The sequence below is a fragment of the Gilvimarinus chinensis DSM 19667 genome (assembly GCF_000377745.1).
In the GTDB taxonomy this organism is placed as follows: domain Bacteria; phylum Pseudomonadota; class Gammaproteobacteria; order Pseudomonadales; family Cellvibrionaceae; genus Gilvimarinus; species Gilvimarinus chinensis.
The window spans coordinates 1-25,000 of the sequence record NZ_KB898718.1 but is presented as its reverse complement, the minus strand read 5'-3'; the positions used below and the strand labels follow the sequence as shown (position 1 = coordinate 25,000).

At 52.9% G+C, this 25,000-nt stretch carries 19 protein-coding genes, 4 tRNA genes and 2 rRNA genes (1 of these 25 cut by a window edge); 15 read left to right on the top strand and 10 right to left on the bottom strand.

Annotated features, from left to right (window positions below):
* Positions 1-2,051, top strand: a 23S ribosomal RNA gene (locus D568_RS0118350); it begins 835 nt to the left of the window's first position.
* A gap of 161 nt (positions 2,052-2,212) precedes the next feature.
* A 5S ribosomal RNA gene (rrf, locus tag D568_RS0118345) occupies positions 2,213-2,328 on the top strand.
* A gap of 996 nt (positions 2,329-3,324) precedes the next feature.
* Here rrf and D568_RS20765 read toward each other — a convergent pair.
* From D568_RS20765 to D568_RS0118295, 10 genes are all read right to left on the bottom strand, one after another.
* Positions 3,325-3,654: a DUF3325 domain-containing protein gene (locus D568_RS20765; protein ID WP_020211068.1), complete on the bottom strand. Its 330-nt coding sequence runs from the start codon at positions 3,652-3,654 to the stop codon at positions 3,325-3,327.
* Complete coding sequence (locus tag D568_RS20760; protein WP_020211067.1) at positions 3,648-5,225, bottom strand: PepSY-associated TM helix domain-containing protein; 1,578 nt, start codon at positions 5,223-5,225, stop codon at positions 3,648-3,650. The genes D568_RS20765 and D568_RS20760 overlap by 7 nt, the downstream gene beginning before the upstream one ends.
* On the bottom strand, positions 5,222-5,524 hold the full coding sequence (locus D568_RS0118330) for a hypothetical protein (protein WP_020211066.1): 303 nt from the start codon (positions 5,522-5,524) through the stop codon (positions 5,222-5,224). Before D568_RS0118330 ends, D568_RS20760 begins: the two co-directional genes overlap by 4 nt.
* Positions 5,525-5,704: 180 nt before the next feature.
* The gene (locus D568_RS0118325; protein WP_020211065.1) at positions 5,705-7,069 is read right to left on the bottom strand and encodes a tetratricopeptide repeat protein; all 1,365 of its coding nucleotides are present in this window, start codon (positions 7,067-7,069) and stop codon (positions 5,705-5,707) included.
* Between the two features lie 28 nt (positions 7,070-7,097).
* Complete coding sequence (locus D568_RS0118320; protein ID WP_020211064.1) at positions 7,098-7,712, bottom strand: energy transducer TonB; 615 nt, start codon at positions 7,710-7,712, stop codon at positions 7,098-7,100.
* Between the two features lie 10 nt (positions 7,713-7,722).
* The gene (locus D568_RS0118315; RefSeq protein ID WP_020211063.1) at positions 7,723-8,130 is read right to left on the bottom strand and encodes an ExbD/TolR family protein; all 408 of its coding nucleotides are present in this window, start codon (positions 8,128-8,130) and stop codon (positions 7,723-7,725) included.
* A 5-nt stretch (positions 8,131-8,135) separates the two neighbouring features.
* Entirely contained in the window at positions 8,136-8,525 is a 390-nt protein-coding gene (locus D568_RS20755; protein WP_020211062.1) for a MotA/TolQ/ExbB proton channel family protein, read from the bottom strand.
* Entirely contained in the window at positions 8,522-9,838 is a 1,317-nt protein-coding gene (locus D568_RS20750) for a MotA/TolQ/ExbB proton channel family protein (RefSeq protein ID WP_020211061.1), read from the bottom strand. The genes D568_RS20755 and D568_RS20750 overlap by 4 nt, the downstream gene beginning before the upstream one ends.
* Complete coding sequence (locus D568_RS0118300) at positions 9,835-10,629, bottom strand: DUF3450 family protein (protein ID WP_051084104.1); 795 nt, start codon at positions 10,627-10,629, stop codon at positions 9,835-9,837. The genes D568_RS20750 and D568_RS0118300 overlap by 4 nt, the downstream gene beginning before the upstream one ends.
* Positions 10,630-10,746: 117 nt before the next feature.
* Complete coding sequence (locus tag D568_RS0118295) at positions 10,747-12,945, bottom strand: FepA family TonB-dependent siderophore receptor (RefSeq protein ID WP_020211059.1); 2,199 nt, start codon at positions 12,943-12,945, stop codon at positions 10,747-10,749.
* 406 nt (positions 12,946-13,351) lie between these two features.
* Here D568_RS0118295 and D568_RS0118290 point away from each other — a divergent pair, with 406 nt between their 5' ends.
* From D568_RS0118290 to D568_RS0118225, 13 genes are all read left to right on the top strand, one after another.
* Entirely contained in the window at positions 13,352-14,110 is a 759-nt protein-coding gene (locus D568_RS0118290) for a 3-keto-disaccharide hydrolase (protein ID WP_020211058.1), read from the top strand.
* A 35-nt stretch (positions 14,111-14,145) separates the two neighbouring features.
* Positions 14,146-17,430 (top strand): 3-keto-alpha-glucoside-1,2-lyase-like domain-containing protein, encoded by a 3,285-nt coding sequence (locus tag D568_RS0118285; protein WP_020211057.1) that lies wholly within the window; start codon positions 14,146-14,148, stop codon positions 17,428-17,430.
* A 136-nt stretch (positions 17,431-17,566) separates the two neighbouring features.
* Positions 17,567-19,057, top strand: a complete 1,491-nt coding sequence (locus tag D568_RS0118280) for an MFS transporter (protein WP_020211056.1) — start codon at positions 17,567-17,569, stop codon at positions 19,055-19,057.
* A 13-nt stretch (positions 19,058-19,070) separates the two neighbouring features.
* The gene (locus tag D568_RS0118275) at positions 19,071-20,090 is read left to right on the top strand and encodes a glycoside hydrolase family 43 protein (RefSeq protein ID WP_020211055.1); all 1,020 of its coding nucleotides are present in this window, start codon (positions 19,071-19,073) and stop codon (positions 20,088-20,090) included.
* Positions 20,091-20,210: 120 nt separating this feature from the next.
* The gene (gene alr, locus D568_RS0118270; RefSeq protein ID WP_020211054.1) at positions 20,211-21,341 is read left to right on the top strand and encodes an alanine racemase; all 1,131 of its coding nucleotides are present in this window, start codon (positions 20,211-20,213) and stop codon (positions 21,339-21,341) included.
* Positions 21,338-22,318, top strand: coding sequence for a bifunctional biotin--[acetyl-CoA-carboxylase] ligase/biotin operon repressor BirA (gene birA, locus D568_RS0118265; protein WP_020211053.1), 981 nt, complete (start codon positions 21,338-21,340; stop codon positions 22,316-22,318). The genes alr and birA overlap by 4 nt, the downstream gene beginning before the upstream one ends.
* The gene (locus D568_RS21315) at positions 22,315-23,031 is read left to right on the top strand and encodes a type III pantothenate kinase (RefSeq protein WP_020211052.1); all 717 of its coding nucleotides are present in this window, start codon (positions 22,315-22,317) and stop codon (positions 23,029-23,031) included. Before birA ends, D568_RS21315 begins: the two co-directional genes overlap by 4 nt.
* A gap of 1 nt (position 23,032) precedes the next feature.
* On the top strand, positions 23,033-23,737 hold the full coding sequence (locus D568_RS21310) for an SPOR domain-containing protein (protein WP_020211051.1): 705 nt from the start codon (positions 23,033-23,035) through the stop codon (positions 23,735-23,737).
* 48 nt (positions 23,738-23,785) lie between these two features.
* A tRNA-Thr gene (locus tag D568_RS0118250) sits at positions 23,786-23,861 on the top strand.
* A gap of 94 nt (positions 23,862-23,955) precedes the next feature.
* A tRNA-Tyr gene (locus D568_RS0118245) sits at positions 23,956-24,039 on the top strand.
* A 105-nt stretch (positions 24,040-24,144) separates the two neighbouring features.
* A tRNA-Gly gene (locus D568_RS0118235) sits at positions 24,145-24,218 on the top strand.
* A gap of 17 nt (positions 24,219-24,235) precedes the next feature.
* Positions 24,236-24,311: transfer RNA gene (locus tag D568_RS0118230), tRNA-Thr, on the top strand.
* 91 nt (positions 24,312-24,402) lie between these two features.
* Positions 24,403-25,000, top strand: a 598-nt coding sequence (locus D568_RS0118225; RefSeq protein WP_020211050.1) for a GTP-binding protein, incomplete at its 3' end; no start/stop codon positions are given.

Genomic DNA, 25,000 nt, shown 5'->3' with positions numbered 1-25,000 from the left:
TCACCCACGGGGGTAGAGCACTGTTTGGGCTAGGGGGTCATCCCGACTTACCAACCCCATGCAAACTCCGAATACCGTGGAGTGCAATCATGGCAGACAGACGGCGGGTGCTAACGTCCGTCGTCGAGAGGGCAACAACCCAGACCGCCAGCTAAGGTCCCAAATGTTAGTTAAGTGGGAAACGATGTGGGAAGGCTCAGACAGCTAGGAGGTTGGCTTAGAAGCAGCCATCCTTTAAAGAAAGCGTAATAGCTCACTAGTCGAGTCGGCCTGCGCGGAAGATGTAACGGGGCTAAAACTAGCAACCGAAGCTGCGGATGCACTTTGTGCATGGTAGGGGAGCGTTCTGTAAGCCGTTGAAGGTGTGTTGAGAAGCATGCTGGAGGTATCAGAAGTGCGAATGCTGACATGAGTAACGATAAAGGGGGTGAAAAGCCCCCTCGCCGGAAGATCAAGGTTTCCTATTCAACGTTAATCGGAATAGGGTTAGTCGGCCCCTAAGGCGAGGCAGAAATGCGTAGTCGATGGGAAACAGGTTAACATTCCTGTACTTGTTATTACTGCGATGGAGGGACGGAGTAGGCTAGGCCATCACGGCGTTGGTTGTCCGTGTTTAAGGTTGTAGGCTGAGAGCTTAGGTAAATCCGGGCTCTTAAGGCTGAGAACTGATGACGAGTCTCATTTTTGAGACGAAGTGGTTGATGCCATGCTTCCAGGAAAAGCTTCTAAGCTTCAGGTAATAACGAACCGTACTGTAAACCGACACAGGTGATCAGGTAGAGAATACCAAGGCGCTTGAGAGAACTTGGGTGAAGGAACTAGGCAAAATGGTACCGTAACTTCGGGAGAAGGTACGCCGGCCTTGGTGATGGGACTTGCTCCCTAAGCTGAGACCGGTCGAAGTGACCAGGTGGCTGCGACTGTTTATTAAAAACATAGTACTCTGCAAACACGTAAGTGGACGTATAGGGTATGACGCCTGCCCGGTGCCGGAAGGTTAATTGATGGGGTTAGCTTCGGCGAAGCTCTTGATCGAAGCCCCGGTAAACGGCGGCCGTAACTATAACGGTCCTAAGGTAGCGAAATTCCTTGTCGGGTAAGTTCCGACCTGCACGAATGGCGTAACGATGGCCACGCTGTCTCCACCCAAGACTCAGTGAAATTGAAATCGCTGTTAAGATGCAGTGTTCCCGCGGCTAGACGGAAAGACCCCGTGAACCTTTACTATAGCTTTGCACTGAACTCTGAACCTATTTGTGTAGGATAGGTGGGAGGCTTTGAAACCATGACGCTAGTTGTGGTGGAGCCAACCTTGAAATACCACCCTGGTATGTTTGGGGTTCTAACGCAGGTCCATTATCTGGATCGCGGACAGTGTATGGTGGGTAGTTTGACTGGGGCGGTCTCCTCCCAAAGAGTAACGGAGGAGCACGAAGGTTGGCTAATCCTGGTCGGAAATCAGGAGGTTAGTGTAATGGCACAAGCCAGCTTGACTGCGAGTCTGACACGACGAGCAGGTACGAAAGTAGGTCATAGTGATCCGGTGGTTCTGTATGGAAGGGCCATCGCTCAACGGATAAAAGGTACTCCGGGGATAACAGGCTGATACCGCCCAAGAGTTCACATCGACGGCGGTGTTTGGCACCTCGATGTCGGCTCATCACATCCTGGGGCTGAAGCCGGTCCCAAGGGTATGGCTGTTCGCCATTTAAAGTGGTACGCGAGCTGGGTTTAGAACGTCGTGAGACAGTTCGGTCCCTATCTGCCGTGGGCGTTGGAAAGTTGAGAAGAGTTGCTCCTAGTACGAGAGGACCGGAGTGAACGAACCTCTGGTGTTCCGGTTGTTATGCCAATAGCATTGCCGGGTAGCTACGTTCGGACGGGATAACCGCTGAAAGCATCTAAGCGGGAAGCCTCCTTCAAGATTAGCTTTCCCTGGGATCTTGAATCCCCTAAAGGGCCGTAGAAGACTACTACGTTGATAGGCTGGGTGTGGAAGCGTTGTGAGGCGTTGAGCTAACCAGTACTAATTGCCCGTGAGGCTTGACCATATAACAGAATCGACTGATTGATAACATGATCAATCGACGGACTTAGTGTGATACACAGTGTCCTCAGTAAAACGAAAAACAACTTTGTTCATCGCCCTATTTGGTTGTGTGATTAGGCACTACGAACGTAGATAAGACCGAAAACAAACCATACCTGTTTGCTTGACGATCATAGCGAGTTGGAACCACCTGATTCCATCCCGAACTCAGCAGTGAAACGACTCAGCGCCGATGGTAGTGTGGGGCTTCCCCATGTGAGAGTAGGTCATCGTCAAGCTTCTAATATAAGCGCCCTGTAGGTAGTCCTGCAGGGCGTTTTTCTTGTGAGTTACTATCTACGCTAGCTGGTGCTTGCCGATGCCCTACGGTCAGACCCAAGGCGCTCGCTTCACTTGCGGGGCCAACCTTCGTCAAGCTTCTAATCTAAAACGCCCAATCGATAACTCGGTTGGGCGTTTTACTTTGTGGGCTACTTCCCAGCTTAGGTGGCCATTGCCAGCCACAGATACGCGCTATCGCGTTGGTCTGCTACGACTTGTTCCTGTGCTTCATCTTTGTGTGGCGTCTGGTGCACTACTTCATCGCGTTCATCTTAAAAGCGATATGCTGTGGCAATCTTGCTTATGGCCACGTGCGCCTAGCTCTCTAGGTTGCAGCTATCCGGTTGCTCAGGTGCCGTTATTTTTGAAAACTATTGCCTCGTAAAGGATTTGCTTTCTTTTAAGTTTACCTCCCTTACATCTCTGTAAATAAGGGGCCGTATTAGGGGGGGCGAATACTACGATTTCGTCATCACCTAACGTAGATAAGACTAAAAATTTCGAGTTGTTGTCTTAATAGCGTCTGGAAAACCATACTTATGCCATCCTTGATGATGGCAGGAATAACTTTTTCTACTATTTGATCTAGTAATAGTAGAAAAAGTCAGTCGCGTTGGTACAGGTTGGACTTTTAGATGCTCACCTGCTTCTGCTTCTGCTTCTGCTTCGCGAAAGCAAAAAATATATTGAACGAGCCTGCGAGCCTTAAACACAGAAATAAATTGAGGCGGGTAAATTATTTACGAAAAATTTAAACCCTAGGGTTAGATTGAGTGCTGTGTACGAACGCTAATGTTTTCGCTTAACTAAACTCGGTGAGGGGGACTGTACATTATGAAGATGTTATTGGTTTTCGACCGAGCGTAACTGCTGTCTACCAGCATATGATTGCGACATTAAAAGCCATATCGGGTCGTGAACGATATGGCTACAGAGATAAAAGGACGGACTTGCTACGGTTGCTTTGTGGTTACTCTACCGAATAGGCAAAGTTTCCATAAATAACAAAACCAGTTGGGTCGATAAGTAAGTATGGGCACAAGGGTAAACCCTGCCACATGAATAACGCCAACCCAGATGGCGATACCTACTTGAGGCCCCCATCTAAGGAGGCACGGGTATAGCGCAATAGCAATGTGTAAATAACCAAAGCCGTGTAGCAGCCATTTCTGGTTGTCCGGCAGCTTACTTTTTTTTCCGTGGAGTAATTGAAACGGTTTTTTAATGGTTGCCGCAAAGTAGGTTAAACCGATCAGAGCCAAAATATAGGCGATGATTAACATGTCTCCTCCTTATGCTTATTGCTCGCAAATGACTTTAAGTTTGCCAGGCGTAAGCCGTCGTTTTCATTTCTTAGCGCGAGATAGTAAAAAGCGGTGAACATTCCTAGGCCGAATAATAGTGCTACGCCATCAAAGCCCAGGCGAATCCAGTCGCCGATTTTGAATGCATGTAGCAGACTTACCGGTGAGGTGAATTGATCCAGTAGCGGAATCGAAATGTATAAAACTGATGCCAGTGCCAAAAGCGCCGACCAGCCTTTGCGGTGGCGGAAAAAAACCGCGTATAGCAAGCATATTCCCCAGATAATAAAAAATACATTGATCTCCCAGTCACGGCGTTCGACTATGCCCACCGGTAAAAAGCGGTTGGCCCAAAAGAGTGAGCCGGTTGCACATATCAATCCCGCAATACCGCCTACATTTAACGCGCTGACCAGCTCAACACCAAATTTTCCCAGTTGCTGACGGGCTCGCTTAATTACCCACAAAATTGCCCCTGAGGCCACCATAAATGTGCCCAGAACGCCGCAGAAGAAAAATAACCAGCGCATAGTGGTATCGGCAAAGTGAGCTTCGTGTAATTGTCGCAGTGAGCTGTAAGTGGCAGAGATAACATTATCCGCTTTCTCGGCAGCATGGTGCTCTATGGGTTGGCCGTCGTAGTTAAAGCTCATACTGGCGTGCCCATTTCGTCCCGCCGTTAAGGAGTCTTGCGTGCCGGATTCTACAGAAAATCTGGCGTCGCTCTGGCGTGGATTATCAATCCGAATGTTACTCACCTCCTGGCTCCATTGTTGCTGCGCGTGGGCAATCATGGCGCTGATCTTGGGCTGCCAGTTGTCCACTGTAGGCGGGGCAATTTCTTTGGCGGCAAGAGCGTTATCGCGCCCCCTATCGAAACGACCGCGATTATCGTCTGTGTTTAAAAATAGAAGGATGTTGGAAAATAAAATGAGTCCTGAAAAGGTAATCATTATGTGAAAAGGCAGCGCCATCAGCCCAGTGACTACATGAGCGTCAATCCAGGATAATAAGTTTTTACCGGGGCGATAGGTAAAAAAGTGAGCGAACAATTTACGTCTTGTAAACAAACCCGTAATAATTCCGACAAACATCATCATAGTCGCTATGCCCACCAGCAAGCGCGCGATACCGCGTGGAATGTGATAAAGCTCGAAATGAAATCGATACAGAAATCCACCGCCGGCGGTCTCACGGCTTTTAATGGGTTCGCCGCTGTCAGCATTAATAATCTCTCGTGGCCCGCGGCGCCTTTGTCGCTCTTCGTTATAGTTTTCCCAGGATAACCCCGTTGTGCGAGTGCGTGAATCTGGCAGGCTGATTTGCCAGCTTTTCGCATTTGGTGCGTGTTCAGTTAAGTAATCCAGGGCAACTTGCAGAGATTTTTCCGAAGGCGCGGAGGCATGACTTTCCGGCTGCATCCAGTGAGTGATTTCGACACGGAAGAACGCCAGGGTGCCGGCGAAAAAAATCGCGAAAAGGATCCAGATGAGCAGCAGGGTACTCAAGGTGTGCAGCCAGGTCATCGATTGTTGAAAGGCCTGTTTCATACGCCAGCCTCCTGAACGAGAAGTAACCAAGGCGCCCAGAGTACGGCATTGCCCACCAGGGTAATGGCGATAATCCGGCGGTGATTACTACCGCAAAATAGCGCCATCAAAACCAGTAGATAAATAATAAAGAAAGACATGTTGACCAGTAATCGCGCCTCCTGGTCAGACACAGGTGTCAGCCATTTAAGCCAGTGGCAGAGGGCGGCGGTGAATGTATAGCCGCCTACGATGACGGTAGCGATTCTCGCCACCTTCATTAGCGAATTTTGTGCGCTAAAAAAAGAATGAGTAATCATGGGTTTGGTTGCTTAGCTATTAAAAGTAAGGTGCAGCTTGGGGGCGCACATTGTTAAAACGCCAGAAGAAATTATCTGGCGCCGTTTATCAAAGACTGCTTAAGGGGCTATCTGCGTAGCCTATACTTTACGTGTTCACTTATTCGAGATGTTTGTAGCCGTCAGTCAATATGTATCGCTTTACGCTTGATTACGAACAATGCGTTCCAGCGTTTGAATGTTTTCAAACACCTGTTGGCGGTTGGGCTCTTCCTTGTAAAGCTTTCGCAATAAATTCAATGCGGCGGCGTAGTCCTTACGGTCAATTTCGACTTGGGCTCGGCCCTGTAAGGCGCGGGTTTTAAACTCGGGCAACGTTTCGGCACGCAGGTAATACATCACCGCGCTCTGTTGGTTGTTTCTTAACTTTTGTACATTGGCCATGGTGATTAAGGCTTCGCCATTGCCCGGTGCCAGCTCGATAGCCGCAGCCAATTTGCTGCTGGCGGTTTTGAAATGTTTGCGGGCGATGGCCGCCTGTCCTTCCACTACCAAAAAGTCAGCTTGTTGGTCGCCGGATAATGAGCCCTTAACGTCGCCAACTGCTTTTACCAAACGTTCAAGTGCGGACCATTCATCACGCGAGGCCAGCCAGCGGCCCATTTGCAGTAAGGTGTCCATATCGCCGGCCTTGGCAAAGCGGCGACTGTCCCCCGATAAAAGTTCTACGGCGCGGCGCGGATTGCCCAGCTCCATATGCAGCCTTGCCGCTAAAGCGATGTTGTCAACGCGATCCGCCCCCAGGGCTAAGGCCGTTTCCATACTGCCTAAGGCTTTGGTTTTGTCGCCGGCGTTCATGGCAATTTGTGCGCGCTGAACCCACAGTCGGCGACCCTTGGGTTTGTCGATTAGCATTTCGTCGACCAGGCTCGCCGCCTGGGTGAAATCGTTGCTGGCGGTAAGGGCGTAGAGTAAGCCTTGGTACCATTGACTGTTTTCCGGGTCGAGATACAGCGCTGTTTGATAACCGGCCACTGCCGAGTGAGGTTTATGCAGCTGTAAATTTACGTACGCCAGTTGGCCGTAGGTTTGGGCGTCGTTACCGCCCAGCTCAAGCGTTTGGCTCAGGTGTTGTTTGGCGTTTTTAAAGTCCTGCTGCATCAGGTAAATCATACCCAGCGCGCGGTGGGATACCGCAAGCCCCGGTTGCATTTCCAGCGCTTTATTAAGGGCAGCGGCAGCATCGTCGTAGCGCTTTAAGTTCAGTAGCACCTGGCCTTTAATTTCATAGAGCGCAGCACTGGCATCGCTTGATGTATTCTGTTCAATTTGCGTCAGCGCGCCCTGGTAATCGCCTTTGGCCAGCAGCGGCTGGATCTCGCGAAAAAGTTTCCCCTCCTCGCTGGTTAAGCTGGCGTTGCCCGCTTGCTGATGACTGCTTTTAAGTAAAAACGTCCACTCAGGGTCGTCCATTTCCAGGGTAATGTGTGCCGCGCTAAGGCTGTGGGCAAAACTTATGCTTGCCACAAAAGCCAGGGGGCGAATAAAACGGTGCAAAAGTGTCATTGGGTAATCGCCTTTATATTCGCAGTCGTTAAGAGTTAATTTCCAGCGGCCAGATAAAACGAGCCCGAACTTTCTTGCCATCTTTTTGCGGCGGGCTGAACTGGCTGCGGTCAACAAAGCGTTTAATTTCGCCCACCAATGAGGTGTGCGGGTTATCGATAATATCCAGCAGAGTGACCTTGCCGTTTTCATCGATCATGACTTCCAGCTTGAGCATAACCTTCTCAATGCCGCGGCTTTTAAGCTCGGGTGGAAACCGGATATTGATCGGCGTTAACAGCGATGGCTGGCTGTCCAGATCGGCCAGGTTGTAGGCGTCCAGATCAATTTTGTAATCGGTCCATTGGGTGGTTTGTATCTGTACCTCGGGCATGTCTGGGTCGTCCACCTCAACGTCGACTTCCATATCGTTCATCACCACCGCGGGGCCGTCGCCCTCTACCTGAATACGGAAATCGGTTTTTTCCACCACCTGCTGCGTTTTCGGCGTGGGCGGTGGTGGCTCAGGTTGAATCACCTGAACTTCCAACATTCCAGGAGGCTCGGCGGACTCGCGGTTAAGCGCCTGAGAAAGCCACAAGAAGCCAACGGCTAACGCCAGCAGACCAGCGCTTAATGCCGAGGCACTTAAGTGTTTTTCCATACCGCGACGCCTATTCCTTAAGTGCGGCGATGTTGACGCTGACGGCACCGGCAATTTTTGCCTCGTCGATGACTTCCATCAACAGCTCGGTGGGCACGGTGCGGTCGGCCTGAATAACCACCGGGCGGTCTTCGCCGAGTAGTAGTTGTTCTACCGTGCCGTGCACGCCCGCCACGCCAATGTTGGCGCTGTCGTACATCACCTCACCGCTTCCGGTAATGGCCAAAAGAATGGATTGTTGATCTTGCGACTGCGCGGAAATGGCCTGGGGCTTGTCTACCTCTACCCCGGTTTCTTTGACAAAAACTGTCGAGACAATAAAAAAGATCAACAGAATAAACACCACGTCCAGCAGGGGCGACATATCAATGCCCTGAGGCTCCTGGATTTCCAGGCGACGCTGCAAACGGCTGGTCATGTCAGTTACCTCGCGGTCGTGGTGGCGTAGCAGCTTTTGCCCTTGGCGTTTACAAACACCAGCAGCAGCCAGCCGGGAATGGCCAACACCAATCCCAGTTGTGTGGTAAACAGCGCGTGGGCAATACCGTTGGCCACCATCTGGCTGTCAGTGCCGCCCAGCATCATGCCGGTAAAACTATCTTGCAGGCCGGTGATGGTGCCAAACAGGCCCATCAGCGGTAAGGCACCGACTTTTAGCGCAGTGATTTTGCGCTGATACTCGGGCGCATTGTGTTCGGCCATTTCCGGCGCATCTAAAAGGTGCAAATAGTCCATCCACAATTGGTGATAGATGTAGAGCGCCAGCAATAACATTAGCCAGCACACCCAGCTGTTGGTGATTTGCTCAATCATGCCGTTGCCTCTCGCGTGGTTTTGGCCGGTTGTGGCTCGGCATCTTCGCCGCTCAGTACCAGGGCAAAGCTTTCCAGGCCGTGGTAATAGCGTTTCGCCTTGCGTGATAAAACAGCGCCTAAGACCAGCGCGGGAATGGCGACTACCAGGCCCAACTCGGTGGTCACCAGCGCCTGGGCAATACCGCCGGAAATGACTTCCGGATCGCTGGAGCCGAAAGTGGTCATCATGCGGAAGGTTTCGATCATTCCGCTTACCGTACCCAATAGTCCTAACAGAGGCGACACAGTGGCGGTAACGGTAATAATGGTAAGCCAGCGCTCCAGCACGGTTTTGTCGTCGTGCAGTTGAGCAAACAAGCGGTCGTCGCGCTCGCGCGGATTGTTGCTGTTGAGCGAGGTATCCAGCAGTGCTTTTTGCATGCTGCCTTTCTGTGCCTGAATGTTGGCGCGCTGTTGTTGTAATTCGGATCGGGTGCGCGCCGGAATCAGTTTGGGCAGCTGCCACAATTGCCAGCCTTTAAACAGCGCGGTAGCGGTAGCGATTAACGCAAACAGTAAGATGGGTGCGGCCCACAATCCACCTTTAGCGATGTGCTCAATTAAAGTTTCGGAGGTTTGTTGCGCGTGCAAGGCGCGGCCTTGTGTCGGGTCGAAGGTAATCTCGCCCTGGGGGTTGTTGGTCAGGTTAACGATATTGTCGCTCTGGCCGCCAGACAGTTGTGCCAGGCTTTTAAGATGGCCATCGTTATCTGTTTCGGCCAAGCCCGCTTGCTCGGCATCCACATACCAGCTGGCTGGGCCAATGTGCAATGTGGGTAGCGGTGCGATGGTGCCATCGGCGCGCACGACTTTTTCCTCGCGCCATTGTGGCGCCATGCGTTCGCGCAGCTGTTCGCTGAAGCGGTTAGTGGCGTTAATTTTTTCGCTTAGAGAGAGTTCAGCCAGTTGCTGGTTGCTGTAACCCTGTTGTTTCAAAAAACGGTTCAACAGATTCTGTTGAAACCTCTGTTGCTCTTTCCAATCTTTCAGACGCGATTCCAGTTGCCCCAGGCTTAGGGTTTTCTCGTCCATTTTGCGGCGCGCCACGGCGGTTTTATCTCGCAGGTTTAAAACTTCTTCTTCCAGGCTGCGTAACTTACCGGCAACATCGTTGCGCTCGCGCAATACTTTCTGCTCGGTGCGCGCCAAGTTACTTTGCGCGCGTTCAATTTTTTTAACCAGTGAGGCTTCCGCATCTTGTGCGACCGAGGGTGCGGTGTAAGCCACACAGAGAGTTAGCAGACTACTGAGAAGTGTAGCGGTTAATTTCACGGCTGTACCTCCTCGGTGCCAATAATAATGGGCAGCTGTACCAGTTGTGGCGGCTGGCGTTTTTCGAAGACATCAATCGCGCGATTAATCGCGTCGCCATCTATTTTGTCGCTAAACTGCCACTGCCAGGTGTGGTTCACAGTGCGACCGTAACCGGCGTAGTCACCCCCTTGGCTGGCAAACCAGGCGTAGACGGCACCAAGATAAATTTGTTTCACCAGTACATCGTCTGTGCCTGTACTCATTACCGTTTCATGGGTGGTAATGCGCTGGTTGAATTCGTTGAGGTCTGACAGCTTGGCCAGTGTGCCTTGCAGCAGTACGGATGTTTCCGCTTGGTCGCCAACGGCTTGCTGCTCTTTTTCCCAGTTGTTGCGTACTAGTTCTGGCAACATGGGTAAAAAGCCCTCGGTGGTGGCGGCCAGCTGCGCCAAAGCTTCGGTGAGTTTTTCTTGCTGTTGTTCCAGTTCGGCCTGCTCGGCCATTAATTCTGAGCGACGTTCTTCTACGTCGTCCTGCCCGGCGCTGCTTTCTTGCAGCATTTGGGTCAGCTGTTCTTTTTCGGCTTGCAGCAGGGATAAACGCTGTTGCATAGCCGGCTTTTGGGTTTTCCAGTCATTGATCAGCGCGTGATTTTGTTGCTCCACCTGTAACCACTTTTCGGTCAAGCGGTCGATCTGTGCTGGAGTGGCGGCGCTCAGTTGTTGGTCGCTGCATAACGCCAGGGCTACAAACAAAAGGTTGCGCGGGACCGTAAACGAACGATGGGATGGGGCAATCAATCTAATCATGACAAAAACCATGTCATTAAGGGTCAATGGACTTGGCTCGGTTATGTACCTAAATAACCGAGCCAAAATGAAAAAACAGCGACGCCCAAAACGCCGCTGTGTATTGCTTATAAAGAATTAAAACGTTTTGCTCAGCGATACCAGGTAGCTGCGGCCCGGTTCGTTGTAGGTGTTGGCGCCTGCGTTAGTCGAGGTACCTTCACGCTTAAGCTGGTCGTTAATCAGGTTTTTCATCGACAGGATCACTTCAAAGCCGCCGCCAAAGTCGTAGTTGGTGCTGAAGTTAATAACGTTGTAGGCATCGCGATCCATTTGGTTTTCAACCACATCGCCGCTGTTTTCCAACTTGGGGCTTTCGGTGGGGCCGTAGTGTTGGCCGCTCAGCACCATGTCCCACTGATCGGTTACAGACCACACCAGCATAGAATTCAGGGTGTAGTCCGGAATAATACTCAGTGGTTCATCGGTAGTGGTGTCTTTGGATTCCAGCATGACGGTGGCGTTTAAGGTAAAGGTAAGTGCCTGGGTAAACGGTACGCTTAAGTTACCTTCAAGCCCTTCAACAATTGCTTCGGGCGCGTTTTCCCAGCGGAATACCTGAGTGCCTTCGAACACACCAATTGGGTCGGTGGCCGAGGTGGTGATTTTGTTTTCGTAGTCGTTGTGGAAGTAAGTCAACCCTGTGGCAAAACCATCATCGGCGGTGTAGTTAACCCCGATTTCGGAGTTAACGGAGGTTTCGAACTTTAAGTCCGGGTTACCCAGAATCGTACAGCCGCCGCCCAGGCTCGGGTAGGCAACGGGGCAGCCGTTACCGCGAGTGTAGTAAGCGTAGTTGGGGTTTAACTGGTACAGGTTGGGGGCTTTAAACGCACGGCTGATACCCGCTTGCAGCGACAGGTTAGATGTAGCTTGCCAAGAGGCGTTTACGCTGGGTGACCAGTTGGTGCCGGATTCACTGTGCGAGTCAAAGCGCACACCGGGGGTCAGCATAATGGTGTCGGTAAGGGCGATATTGTCTTCAATATATACGCCCACTAATGTTGCGTCTATTTCGCTCGGGCGCAGGTCCGGGTCGGTGATGGTGCCGGGCAGGTCGCCGTCTTCAACGTTGCCTACGCCTGTTTGGTTGTTCACACCGTCATCCAGTTTTTCGCTGCGGAATTCGGCACCGTAAGTTATTGTCTGGTTCAGGCCGCCCAACTGCAAAGGGGTATTCCATTCCGTTTTGGCGCTGAAGTTTTCCAGCTCAACGGTATTGTATTCTTCCGAGTTAATAGCACCTTCACCACCACCGGCAGAGCCTTCACCCAAACGGGTGTTGCGAGTGTTTTCCCACTGAAGGTAGCTGAAAGAATCGCCAAAGCTGAAGTTGCCCTTGTGGGTCAGCGACAAAGTTTTGCGGCGCATCACATTGGTTTCTTCACCCGCTAATAGGTTGGACATTGTATGGTCCACACCCTGGAAGGCATTATCACCAGCGTAAATGTTGCCCTGACGGCTGTAGGCACCTTCCAGCTCCCAGGTTTGGGTTTCGCTTTGGTCAAAGCGCAGCATGGTGCGGAAGTCCTGGTTCTCTACCCCTTCGCGGCCGGCGGCAACACGTGAGCCTTCAACGGTTTCATCACGGTTGATGTCCACATCGTCAGCGTCTTGCTTGTTGTAGCTAATATAAGTGCGCTGCGAGAAGCGCTCGGTTAAGGGGCTGGCGGTAACGAGGTTAGCTCGGTACTGATCGCCCTCCATGCTGTCTTCGGATAGCTGAGTTTCGGCGGTGATGGTGGTCGTGGCTTCATCAGGCTTTTTGGTGATGATATTCACCACGCCGCCGGCCGCGCCTGAACCGTAACGGGCCGCCGCAGGGCCGCGAATCACTTCAATGCGCTCGATGGCTTCTGGTGGAACCCAGTTGCTGTCGCCGCGAGTGTTACGCTCACCAGAGCGACCCATTTTTACCGAGTTGCGCGACAGAACAGGTTTGCCGTCGATCAAAATCAGCGTGTTTTCGGGGCCCATGCCGCGAATGTCAATTTGACGGTTGTTGCCGTACTGGCCCGAGCTGCTGTTGCCAGACAAGTTGACGCCGGGCATGGTGCGAACGATTTCAGCAATGTCATTAGCGACCGGGCGGTGCTTCATGTCCTCTTCGGTGACAATGGAGACGCCCTGGGCTTGTTTCAGCTCTTCAGAGGCAGCCTGCACCACGGTGGTTTTCAGAACTTGAACGTCATCCTGTGACTGTTGTGCCAGTGCCATGGTAGAGCACATAGGCAAGAAGGTGCCCAACAGGGCCATTTTACTGCTCAGCTTATTCATTTAGTTCGTCCTATAACGGGTCAATGGTGAAAACGGCCGGACTCTAGCGGTCTTCTGCTTGTTGGGTTTTTATGGTGCAGGCTAGCCGAAAATGAGTTTGATAACTGTTATCATTTAGCTTGTGAGGGCGGATTGTAGGCGTGCAGCAACAATGATGTAAACGATTATCATTTAAAATTTACGTTTCTTTTAATTGCGAAGAGGGAACTCATTCGGTTTTATGCTGAGTAGGAGCGTTATCGTTACCGGCTTTGATCTTTAACTTTCTTTAATTTCACTTAAGGTTTAGCGGACATTAACTTGCTATAGTAGAGTCTTGCTTTTTATTTGTGTTGCCGGGTTTCATATTTAAAACTTTCGGGGCTCGGCCTATGTTTAATCAAGATACTAATAAGCGAGATACCCCATGAAGAGAGCACTTTTTGCCGCCGCAACCCTGGCGACCACTGTGATAGCACTGCCTGTAACTGCCACTGAAAAAGAGCCCTGGCAACAGGCGCAAGAAACCGAAGTGTGGGAGCCAGTACCTGCGAAAGTAACCGTCAGCGAGTCAGGTGTGCCTTCTGATGCCATTGTTCTGTTTGATGGCTCCGGGCTCTCTGCTTGGGAGTCTGTCAGCGATGGCGCAAAAGCACCCTGGAATATTGAGGGTGATGTAATGGTGGCCGCGCCAAAATCAGGTGATATTCGCACAAAGCAGGAGTTTTGTGATGTGCAGCTGCATATTGAATGGCAGCCGCCCGCTGAAAAAGACATGGAGGGTCCGGAGGGGCAGGGGCGCGGCAATAGCGGCGTCTTTTTCCAGGAGCGCTACGAAGTGCAGGTGCTCGACTCCTTTGGTGGTGAAACCTACCCCAATGGACAGGCAGCGTCGGTGTACAAGCAGCATATCCCCTTGGTAAACGCCACCAAGCCTCTGAGTGAATGGAATGTTTACGACATTATTTATAAGGCGCCGCGCTTTAGCGATGCCGGTGAGCTGACCTCTCCGGCTTACATTACCGTGTTACACAATGGCGTACTGGTGCAAAACCATGTTGAGGTTCAGGGGCCCACTGCCTGGATCGGTCATCCACCATACGAGGCTCATGGGTGTGCGCCTTTGCGGCTGCAGGATCATGGTAACCCCTCCAAGTTTCGCAATATCTGGATTCGCGAACTATAAGCACTGTTTGCCGAAGAATTTTATTTGAGAGCCCAATGATGAAATCTAATAAAAAACGGCTCGGCGTACTGTTGGCGCTGAGCGTAAGCCCCGCTTTTGCGGCGGGTAATACAACTGCTGATTTTTTCTCGTACTTGCAAAATACCGATGCCTTGGAACGCTCCCGTGTTGAATTTAGCGGTGGAAAGCTGTCTCGCGCGGGGGAGGGCTCGCAGCTTTTGCTGAGTGCGGGTGAGTCGGTAGAGTCTAATGTGCATCTCGGCGATAGCGTCTTGACCTTGGAATACCTGGCAACGGCGCAGGCCAATGCCGGGGTCTACTTGCAGGGGCGCTACGAGGTGTCACTTGCCGGTGGCAGCGATGTGAAAGCCGGCGGCATGCGTGGCCGCGGCAATGACATCAGCGCCACCGCGCCGCTGCAAGAGGCGCGTACCGCTGGGGGTGAATGGCAGACCTTGAAGGTCAAGTTTCGCGCGCCGCGCTACGACGATGCCTCTAATAAAGTGGCTAACGCCATGATTATCGAGGCTCGCTTAAATGGCGAGCTGGTGCAAAAAAATACCGTATTACTCGGCTTTAGTGCCGACTCTATTAAGCCTTGGGAGACAACCAGTGGTCCGGCGTTATTGCGAGTGCGCTCGGGCCAGTTGGCGGTGCGCTCATTAAATGTGCACCCGGCCGACTTTGAAAAAGTCAGCGTGCCCGATGCCAGCGGCGGTGACACCAATGAGACAGAGCTGGTGGACTTTGTCGCCGTGGGCAAAAAGGCGTTTCAGGATTTGGGCTGTAAAGAATGTCATGCGGTGTCTGCCAGTGACACCAGCATGAAAACCGGCCCCAATTTATTTGGTCTGCTTAAAAAGACTCCACGTGACCGCGAAATTATCGAAACCGCGGAAAATCATCACTTTACGGTGAAGGCTGATTTCAGTTATTTAGAGCGCAGCGTCAGAAGCCCTGCTGCCGAGCTTGCCATTTACGAAAGCGGCGGGAAAGAAGGCGAGGCATATATGCCGATTATGCCTCCTTATATGAAGCAAACCCTGCCTGATAAACAGCTGGACGCTATCGGGTATTACCTGCAAACCCTCAATACCCCTTGGGAGCAAGGGCCTGTCATCAAATTGGTGGAGTCCAGTGGCCCCGAGAAGTACGACCCGCTGCAGGATGACTTGCAGTTTCTGGTGACCGACCGCGTTCGGTTACAACGCGGCCCAATGGAAGGTTTGTCGGCGCGCACTATTCACGTAGGGCAAACCAACTCGGTTAACTACAGTTTCGATCCGCGCATTTTAGGTGTCGCCAAAGTGTGGCAGGGCGGTTTTCTGGATATGACGGGCGAGCTGACCAACCGCGGTGGCGATGGCATTAAAACCGGTTTTGAAACCCGCGAAATTGACCTGGGTGAGCAGAGCGTACTGTTTGCGCCCTTGAATAAGGCGGGCGAGCGAATCGACTTCTCATTTAAAGAAGCCGTGTTTCGCGATATGGAAACCGTTAAGCAGGCACTTTGGAGCGATAAGGATCAGGCCGAACTTATTGCGGAGCAGGACGCGCAGTTTTTAGGGTACGAGCGGCCCTCAACGAGCAAGACGGCAGCGCCCAGCTTTCGCTATCGGGTTGGGCAAAATACCTTGGCAGTCACCACCGAGATCGCCACTTCTGGCGACGTGGTTATCTCTGTTGCAGGTGATAGAGCGGAGCAGCAGCGTTTCGAGGTCAGTGTTTCAGCGCTAAGCGGCGCCCGGGTGTCGGCTGGCACGCTTAAAGACGGCGTGTGGACTTTGCCCAAGGGCACTGACGCTGCGCAGCTGAAAGCCAAAATCGCCTTGGCCGGTAACGCCTGGCAGGCCAAGCCAGCGGATTTTAATTACCGCACCCAGCCCCTGAAGCGGGTAGAGGCGGTGGCAGACTTGCCCGCAGGTTATCGGATCGAAAACTACCTGCCGCCGCAAGATAACTACGGCCGTGACCAGTTGTTTGAGGCACTGGGCTTGGCGCTGGCCAAAGACGGCACTATTGTCGTGGCTACGCGCACGGCTGGTATCTGGCGTATAAAAGATGGCCAGTGGCACCTGTTTGCCGAAGGGCTGTTCGACAGCCTGGGCGTGCAAATAGAAGATGACCATGGCTTGCAGCTTGTGGTGGGGCAAAAGGCTGAATTGACCCGTATCACCGACACCGACGGCGATGGCATGGGCGATAAGTTCGATACCTTATTCGATGCCCATGGCTACCACGGTAACTACCACACTTATATGCACGGTCCCGCTCGTGCGGCCGATGGCGCTTATCACATCAACCTGAACCTGGCGCACACCGATGAGGCTGTGTATAAGGCCGACGGTGAATACATGGGCTCGCAGGGCGGTTACAGCGGCTGGAATATCCGCGTTACGCCCGAAGGTGAGTACAGTTTGTACGCCAGCGGCTTGCGCAGCCCGGCGGGGCTTGCCACCGGGCCGGACGGCAAACTCTGGTACACCGAAAACCAAGGTGAGTTTGTTGGTACCTCGAAGTTGTTTGTGCTGGAGCAAAACAAATTCTACGGCCACCCCAGTGGCCTGGTGGATTTGCCCGGCAAAAAGCCGGATTCGCCCGACATCCAATGGGATAAGGTGGCCGATACTCGCGAACGTGCGGCGGTGCTTTTCCCTCACAATATTGTCGCCAATGCGCCGGGCAACCCGGTATGGGATACCACCGATGGCAAGTTTGGTCCTTTTGCCGGGCAAATGCTGGTGGGCGATCAAACTCAGTCGAACCTGTTGCGAGTGGTAACGGAAAAGGTGGGGGATCGTCTGCAGGGCGCGGTTATTCCCTTTATGTCCGGGCTGGAGTCGGGCGTAATGCGCGGAGTGTTTTTGCCCGATAGCAGCTTGCTGGTGGGGCAAACCGGGCGAGGCTGGCAGGCTAAAGGTGGCCATGTGGCGGCGCTGCAACGTATTACCTACGATGGTAATACGGTCGCACCTGCGATTAAGTCGGTCACCGCAACGGCGGACGGCTTTAAGGTCAGCTTGACCCAGCCGGTGCAAACCAAGTCGGTGGAGGCGTCGGTACTGGTGCGCTCCTGGTTGTACCGCGATGCACCGGATTATGGCTCGGCCGAAATGGATCGCCGCGACGAGGCCGCCGAGGTCAGTGTGGCTGATGGCGGCAAGGCGCTAATGATTAAGCTTGCCAGTACCGAGCAGCCCAAGGTGCACCCGCAGCAAACCGCTCGGGTATACCAGATTACGTTGACCGAAGGGCTGTTTGGCGATCAGTCGCCACCGCTCAGTGCGTTTTACTCTCTGTGGCAGTTTGCAGAGCAGTAAGCGAACAGAAAATACCGGGCTGAGCCCGGTATTTTTTTAGCAAAGTTTTGCATTACAGTCGCCTTGGCTATATCATATAGTCAAGTTGACTAATTAGGCTATGCACCCACAACAATAATCAAGCGAAGATAACATTATGAATGCACGCGTCGAAAAACTTTCGGTGGTCGAAAAAGTCGGGTACAGCCTCGGCGACTTGGCCGCCAACCTGATTTTCCAAACTCTGGTTACCTTTATCGCCTTCTTTTATACCGATGTGTATGGCTTGCCGCCTGCACAGGCGTCTATGGTGACTGGGGTGTGCGGCATCCTCGGCGGTGTGATCTTTGCGCCTGTGGTGGGGGTGTTGGCTGATCGCACCAACACCCGCTGGGGTAAGTTTCGCCCATGGGTACTGTTTACGTCCGTGCCTTTTGGTATTGGTGCCTTGCTGTCTTTTACCACGCCGGATTTGGATCCGTCAGGCAAGTTGATTTACGCCTTCGTTACCTACCTAGCGTTAATGATGCTGTACTCGGCGAACAACCTGCCTTACTCAGCACTCAGTGGTGTGATTACCGGCAATATGGGTGAGCGGGTTAGCTTATCGTCTTACCGTTTTGTGGCGGTGATGGTGGCGCAATTCATTATTCAGGTGTTGCTGTTGCCGTTGGTGCTGATTTTGGGAGATGGCGACAAAGCCGAGGGCTTTAAGCAGGTGATGACCATCTTCGCGTTTGTCGGCGCGGTGTTTTTTATCATTACCTTTGTTACCACCAAAGAGCGAGTGGTGCCCACCGTAGCGCAAAAGTCCAGTGTGAAAGACGACTTGGGTGATCTGTTTAAGAACTTGCCTTGGGTCATTATGCTGTTGGCGACCATCTCTGTATTTATGATGCTGTCGCTGAAAGGCGGCTCGCTGATTTACTACTTTGAGAATTACCTGAGTGAAGCGCACTTAGCGCAGTTTCTGAATGACTCTGGCTTTAACAGCTTTATCGCCGGTTTAAATTCGGTATTGCAGGGCGCAGGCTTAACCAAGTTCCGCTGGCCTGAAGACGCGCCCACCTCGGCCTTTAGTTTATTTAATGGCTTGGGCATTATTTTTATGATTGTCGGTATCGGTTTTTCCAAGCCGTTAACCAGCCGTTTTGGTAAGCGTGATGTGTTTGGCTGGGCGCTGGCCGTGTCCATGCTGTTTGTGTTGGTGCTGTATTTCTTTAAACCCGAGTCCATTGGCAGTGTGTTTGTCGCGCAGATTCTACACGGCTTTTCTTACGGTATTACCATTCCGTTGTTGTGGGCCATGATTGCCGATGTGGCCGACTATTCCGAGTGGAAAAACCACCGTCGCGCCACCGGTATTATTTTCTCGGCAATGATTTTGGGGTTAAAGCTTGGCTTAACCCTGGGCGGTTCTCTGGTGGCTGCGCTGTTGGCTATTTACGGTTATGAAGCGGGCGCGCCAGTGCAAACGGCCGATACAGTGCAGGGCATTATCCTTGCGGTGAGTGTGTTTTCTTCGCTGCCTGGTTTTATCGCCGCTGCGCTGCTGTTCTTTTATAAAATCGATAAGTCCATGGAGCAGCAAATTGAAAGCGACCTTGAACAGCGTCGCAGTGAAACGACTGAAAGTGTAACTATTTAATTGAGAGCTGAACATGGCCGATGAACAATACGCGGATATCGATTACGACGAGCTGAATAAAAAAGCGCTGTCGCAACCGCTGGTAACTCACATGTACACCGCTGATCCGTCAGCCCATGTGTTTGATGGCAAGATTTATATTTACCCGTCGCACGATGTCGAAGGTGGGGTTGCCTTTAACGATAATGGCGATCACTTTTGTATGGAGGACTATCACGTGTTCTCCATGGAGTCGCCCGAATCTGAAGTGGTGGATCATGGTGTGGCATTACACGTTGATGACGTGCCTTGGGCTGCGCGCCAGATGTGGGCACCAGACGCTACCCGCAAAAACGGCAAGTATTATTTGTACTTTCCCGCTAAGCGAGCGGACGATATTTTTCAGATCGGTGTAGCCGTTGGTGATTCTCCTGTGGGGCCGTTTACGCCCGAGCCCGAACCAATTGCCGACAGTTACTCCATTGATCCGGCGGTGTTCGCGGATGATGATGGCGAGTACTACCTATATATTGGCGGTATTTGGGGTGGGCAGCTGCAAAAATACCGCAATAATGAATACAGCGAGGCCAATGAAGAGCCAGCAGACCATGAGCCCGCGTTGGGCCCCATTGTGGCAAAGTTAAGCGACGATATGAAAAGCTTTGCTGAAGCGCCTCGCGAGATCAAAATTCTCGACGAAAGCGGAGAGCCGCTAAAAGCGGGCGATCACGAGCGCCGTTACTTTGAAGGGCCTTGGGTGCACAGGTATCAGGGCAAGTATTATCTTTCCTACTCCACCGGCAACACGCATTATTTGTGTTACGGCATTGGCGATAATCCATACGGGCCGTTTACCTATCAGGGGAAAATTCTTAACCCGGTCGTCGGCTGGACGACTCATCACTCTATTTGCCAATACGAAGACCGCTGGTTTTTGTTTTATCACGATTCGTCCCTGTCAAAAGGCGTGACTCATCTGCGCAGCATTAAAATGGCTGAGCTGCACTATGATGACGAAGGCCGAATTATTCCTATCGAGCCTTATCCGGGCTAGCTCTAATTTCAACACCCGCCGCTGGCGGAGTGTGCTGCTGTAGAGAGTTTTTCAGAGGCCCGCTGGATTTTGCGGCATAGTTTTGTAACTATGCCGCTTTTACTTTTCCCGCCGAGGCCTATGGACACGTCAACAGGTGTGCTAACCGTCAATCTGGATGCCGTTGTGCGCAACTGGCACCTCTTGTGCGCGCAAGCGCCGAACTCCATTGTCGCCGCCGTGATAAAAGCCGATGCCTATGGTTTGGGTGCTCGGCGCGTTGGCCAGGTGTTGCATCGTGCCGGTTGCCGAGATTTCTTTTTTGCGACGGTGGATGAAGCCCTGGCGGTGGCCGATGTTTTACCGGGCGATGCCAGACGTTACATATTGGGTGGCTTTGCCGTGGGTGAAGAGCGCAAGCTGCTTGAGGCTGGTCTGACCCCGGTGTTGTCTACTTTGGCTGAAGTACAGCGCTGGCAACAGCTATTGGCGGTCACCGGCGCAGAAGCTCAGTGCGCGCTTAAATTTGATTCTGGTATGACTCGCATGGGCTTGGCGGCGAAAGATTTGCTATCGCTGGGCGCTGATGAATCTAAGTGTCGGCGACTGGGGGTGAGGCTTGTGATGAGTCACCTGGCGTGTGCTGATGAGGCGCTGCACCCACAAAACCGAGAGCAGCTATCCAGTTTTAACTCTGTCCGCGATCAATTGCGCGCGCACTGTCCCGATGTGGCTTTTAGCTTGGCAAATTCCAGCGGCATTTTCTTGGGCGACGATTATCACGCTGACTTGGTTCGCCCTGGTGCGGCGCTGTACGGTGTTAATCCGGATACGCGCGGCGCTAACCCGATGCAGCCAGTGGTAGGCCTCAGCTTGCCGGTACGTCAGCTGCGCCAGCTGAAACGCCCATCCCGTATCGGGTATGGCGCCGAGCTTGAATTGCCGGCTGGGACCGTGCTGGCGGTGGCTGCGGGCGGTTACGCCGATGGCTTACACCGTATTTTGGGCGCTTCTGGTGTGGGTGAAATGGCTGGGGTGGAGGTTGCGGTGGCGGGGCGAGTATCGATGGATTCCACCATTTTTGATGTGACAGCCGTTCCGAATATCCAGGCCATCGCGCGCGGAGAACTGAAGGCTCCGTCAATCGAGGTGTTGAATGCGCAGCTGGATGTGAGCCGCGTTGCGGCACGTAATAGGGCGCTGGGCTATGAGGTACTTACCAGTGTTCGCGCGGCGCGTTACCGTCGTGAATATCGAGGTGGGGAGCAATGAGCGATGCGGTTTTGATGCAGCTGCTGCGAATTTTGGCGGATGGAAATTATCATTCTGGCGAAGAGCTGGGTGAGCGTTTGTCTATGTCGCGCACCGCCGTGTGGAAACAGTTAAAAAAACTGCCTGAATTGGGGGTAGAGCTGCAATCGGGGCGTGGTCAGGGGTACTGCTTGCCGGGCGGGTTGGAGTTGTTCCAGCGTGAGCGGTTATTAAAAGAAGCTGAGCCTTGGCAGGGCGACTTGCAGTTGGAGCTAGTGCTTGATTCCACTAACGCGCAGCTGATGACCCGGTCGGCAAACGTAAAGTCTGGCACAGTGTGCATAGCCGAGCAGCAAACGGCCGGTCGCGGTCGGCGTGGCCGTGCCTGGGTTAGCCCGTTTGGGCAAAATATCTATCTTTCCATGCTGTGGCAGTTTGAGGGCGGCGCCTCGTCGCTGGAGGGGTTGAGTCTTGCGGTGGGTGTTTGCGTGGCTGAGGTTCTCGAAGGCCTGGGCTTAAACGGTGTGACTCTTAAATGGCCCAACGATGTATTGGTTGATCAGCGCAAGTTGGCGGGCGTGTTGTTGGAGATGACGGGTGATCCAGCCGGTGTGTGTCAGGTGGTGGTTGGTGTGGGGGTGAATTGGCGTATGCCCATAGGTGCAGCGCAAAATATTGATCAGCCCTGGGTGGATGTGTCGCATTTGGCCGAGGAGCAGGGAGTGTCTGGCGTGTCCCGTAATGCAGTGGCCGGTCGTTTGATAGCTGCGCTGTCTTCGATGCTGACAGAGTTTTCCTCCGTTGGGTTTTCCGGGTTTCGCCAGCGCTGGCTCTCTCGGGCGGCATTTGTGGGGCGTTCGGTAGCGGTCAGCACGGCAAAAGAGACATCCAGTGGCGTGTTGCTGGGGGTGGATGAGGCGGGGGCTTTGTTGCTTGATGTGGCAGGCGGGGTGCAACGTTATTACGGTGGCGAGGTTTCACTGAGGTCAGCAGAGTGAACCTTTTAATTGATATGGGGAATAGCCGTATCAAGTGGCAGTTGCGAATGGCTGGGCGGCTGTGCGAAAGCGGTGTCGAAAGCTATGAAAACGGATTTGCCTGGTTGTCGAGAGGTAAAAGTTCGGTTGTTCGTGTGCTTGTTTCGTGTGTGGCGGCGGATGAGCGTCGTCAGTCTTTAGTGGAGGCTCTGTCGGAGAGAGGGATGCCCGAGCCGGAGTTTGCTGCCGCCAGTCCGGAAGCGGCAGGTGTGCGGTGCGGTTACCGGGATTATCGTAGCCTGGGCGTGGATCGTTGGTTGGCGTTGTTGGCCGTAAAAAACCGCGGGCTGGGTCCCTGGGTGATTGTGGATAGTGGAACAGCGCTAACGGTAGATCTGCTCGATCAGGGGGGAGAGCACCTGGGCGGTTATATTGCGCCTGGTGTTTCTTTGATGCGTTGCGCGTTGGCAGGGCAGTCTGCGGCCTTGGGGGCAGCTCTGTCGCGAGAGGCTTTCAGATTGGGCGAAGAGGCGGGCGAGGATACTCGTGGTGCCATTGATCATGCTATTTTCGTGATGGGTCAGAGCTTGATTGAGCGCGCAATGGCGCGATTTGAAGGTGCAAGCCTCGTCTTGACCGGCGGTGACGCCGGGGTCTGGTTAGAAGCCTTTCCAGCAGCGCAAGTAGTGGATGGCTTGGTGTTCGATGGGTTAGAGCGTTGCTTTAGGGGATGATATGAAGCTTATATTTTTTGCATTACTGGGATTGAATGCAGCAGCGCTGGTGTTGCAGCTTACGGTGTGGAAGTCGGTGGAGGAGTCTGCTGCTGTTTCGGGTTCGCCTAGAGTTGGTGGTAAACCGCTGGTGTTATTGTCTGAAGTCGATGGCGAGAAGCCTGGAGAAGCGGTGGCTGAGGTTGAGCCTGATGTGTCGCAAACCTTAGTTTTAACGGCTGATGGGGAGCGGTTGTGCGATATCGTTGGTCCTTTCCCAAGGTTGTTGGATGCTGAGTACATGCAGGAAACGCTAGCCTCCATGTCGGTGGGCGCCGAGGTTCGTGAGCTGGAAATGCCGGAGGGGGTCGGCTATTGGGTTCATCTGCCTCCAGAACCTAGTAAAAAAGAGGCGTTGCAAAGGCTGCGAGAAGTGCAGTCCAAGCAAATCGACAGCTATTTGATTCCGCGCGGCGAGTTGGCGAATGGCATTTCTTTCGGCATGTTTACACGCAAAGAGTTGGCCGAGGCGCGAAAAGAGGATATGAAAACGCTTGGTTATGATGTGGCGATTCGTGAGGTTGAGCGCACGCGCAAGGAAAACTGGGTGTTGCTGGCGCCCGGTGCGGCGGCTAAATTGGGCCCGTCCGTATGGGTTGAGCTGCTTGGCAGGGAAAATGGCATCGAGAAACAACAAAAATATTGCTCAGGTGTTGCGTCTGGATAAAAGTTTCACTAGAATCCCGCCTCCACGTTGAGACGTGGTCTAGAGAATGCTGGCGTAGCTCAGTTGGTAGAGCAGCTGACTTGTAATCAGCCGGTCGGGGGTTCGACTCCTCTCGCCAGCTCCATTCTCTCTAGCATGTTGCTGTAAGCAGGTGAATTTCTTAGAAAAACCGGTTGACAGTGGCTGCCTTGGGCTGGAAAATGCACGGCTCAATTTTGGCAGGGGTTCCCGAGTGGCCAAAGGGATCAGACTGTAAATCTGACGCGAAAGCTTCGGAGGTTCGAATCCTCCCCCCTGCACCATTTTATAGTCGCTTAGGCGACGGCGGTGAAAAACGCCAACAGCTGGGAAGTGTCAGCGACAGTTGAGCTTCATGCGTTGCCTGATTTGGGTGAGCATATGTTTTAGCGGGCATAGTTCAATGGTAGAACCTCAGCCTTCCAAGCTGATGATGCGGGTTCGATTCCCGCTGCCCGCTCCAAATGCTGAAGATTTTCGGCTCTTGTAGCTCAGTTGGTAGAGCACACCCTTGGTAAGGGTGAGGTCGGCAGTTCAAATCTGCTCAAGAGCTCCATATCCCGGCTGCGAAAGGTGTCTTTCGCAGCTGTTTTTTATGTGTAAGTTAATGGCTTGTTTTTGACGGCTAGTTTGAGGAGGCGCTCGCAATGGCGAAGGAAAAGTTCGAACGTAATAAGCCCCACGTCAATGTGGGCACCATCGGTCACGTTGACCACGGTAAAACTACTCTGACAGCGGCCCTGACCCGTGTATGTGCGGAAGTATGGGGTGGTGCTGCAGTTGCTTTTGACGGTATTGATAACGCTCCAGAAGAGCGTGAGCGCGGTATTACCATCGCGACTTCTCACGTTGAGTATGACTCACCGAGCCGTCACTACGCGCACGTTGACTGCCCAGGGCACGCCGACTATGTGAAAAACATGATCACCGGTGCTGCTCAGATGGACGGTGCTATCCTGGTGTGTGGCGCGACCGACGGTCCGATGCCGCAAACCCGTGAGCACATCCTGCTGTCTCGTCAGGTAGGTGTACCTTACATCGTAGTATTCCTGAACAAAGCGGACCTGCTGGCCGAAGATTGCGGCGGCGTAGGCACCGAAGAATACGAAGAGATGCTGGAGCTGGTTGAGATGGAGCTGCGTGAGCTGCTGTCTGACTACGACTTCCCAGGTGACGACACCCCAATTATCGCCGGTTCTGCCCTGATGGCTCTGAACGGCGAAGACGACAACGAGCTGGGTACCA

Excerpts from the sequence above, each read along its gene's own strand:
- D568_RS20765 (WP_020211068.1), bottom strand. The coding sequence starts at position 3,654 with ATGTTAATCATCGCCTATATTTTGGCTCTGATCGGTTTAACCTACTTT.
- D568_RS20760 (WP_020211067.1), bottom strand. The coding sequence starts at position 5,225 with ATGAAACAGGCCTTTCAACAATCGATGACCTGGCTGCACACCTTGAGT.
- D568_RS0118330 (WP_020211066.1), bottom strand. The coding sequence starts at position 5,524 with ATGATTACTCATTCTTTTTTTAGCGCACAAAATTCGCTAATGAAGGTG.
- D568_RS0118325 (WP_020211065.1), bottom strand. The coding sequence starts at position 7,069 with ATGACACTTTTGCACCGTTTTATTCGCCCCCTGGCTTTTGTGGCAAGC.
- D568_RS0118320 (WP_020211064.1), bottom strand. The coding sequence starts at position 7,712 with ATGGAAAAACACTTAAGTGCCTCGGCATTAAGCGCTGGTCTGCTGGCG.
- D568_RS0118315 (WP_020211063.1), bottom strand. The coding sequence starts at position 8,130 with ATGACCAGCCGTTTGCAGCGTCGCCTGGAAATCCAGGAGCCTCAGGGC.
- D568_RS20755 (WP_020211062.1), bottom strand. The coding sequence starts at position 8,525 with ATGATTGAGCAAATCACCAACAGCTGGGTGTGCTGGCTAATGTTATTG.
- D568_RS0118300 (WP_051084104.1), bottom strand. The coding sequence starts at position 10,629 with ATGATTAGATTGATTGCCCCATCCCATCGTTCGTTTACGGTCCCGCGC.
- D568_RS0118295 (WP_020211059.1), bottom strand. The coding sequence starts at position 12,945 with ATGAATAAGCTGAGCAGTAAAATGGCCCTGTTGGGCACCTTCTTGCCT.
- D568_RS0118290 (WP_020211058.1), top strand. The coding sequence starts at position 13,352 with ATGAAGAGAGCACTTTTTGCCGCCGCAACCCTGGCGACCACTGTGATA.
- D568_RS0118285 (WP_020211057.1), top strand. The coding sequence starts at position 14,146 with ATGATGAAATCTAATAAAAAACGGCTCGGCGTACTGTTGGCGCTGAGC.
- D568_RS0118280 (WP_020211056.1), top strand. The coding sequence starts at position 17,567 with ATGAATGCACGCGTCGAAAAACTTTCGGTGGTCGAAAAAGTCGGGTAC.
- D568_RS0118275 (WP_020211055.1), top strand. The coding sequence starts at position 19,071 with ATGGCCGATGAACAATACGCGGATATCGATTACGACGAGCTGAATAAA.
- alr (WP_020211054.1), top strand. The coding sequence starts at position 20,211 with ATGGACACGTCAACAGGTGTGCTAACCGTCAATCTGGATGCCGTTGTG.
- birA (WP_020211053.1), top strand. The coding sequence starts at position 21,338 with ATGAGCGATGCGGTTTTGATGCAGCTGCTGCGAATTTTGGCGGATGGA.
- D568_RS21310 (WP_020211051.1), top strand. The coding sequence starts at position 23,033 with ATGAAGCTTATATTTTTTGCATTACTGGGATTGAATGCAGCAGCGCTG.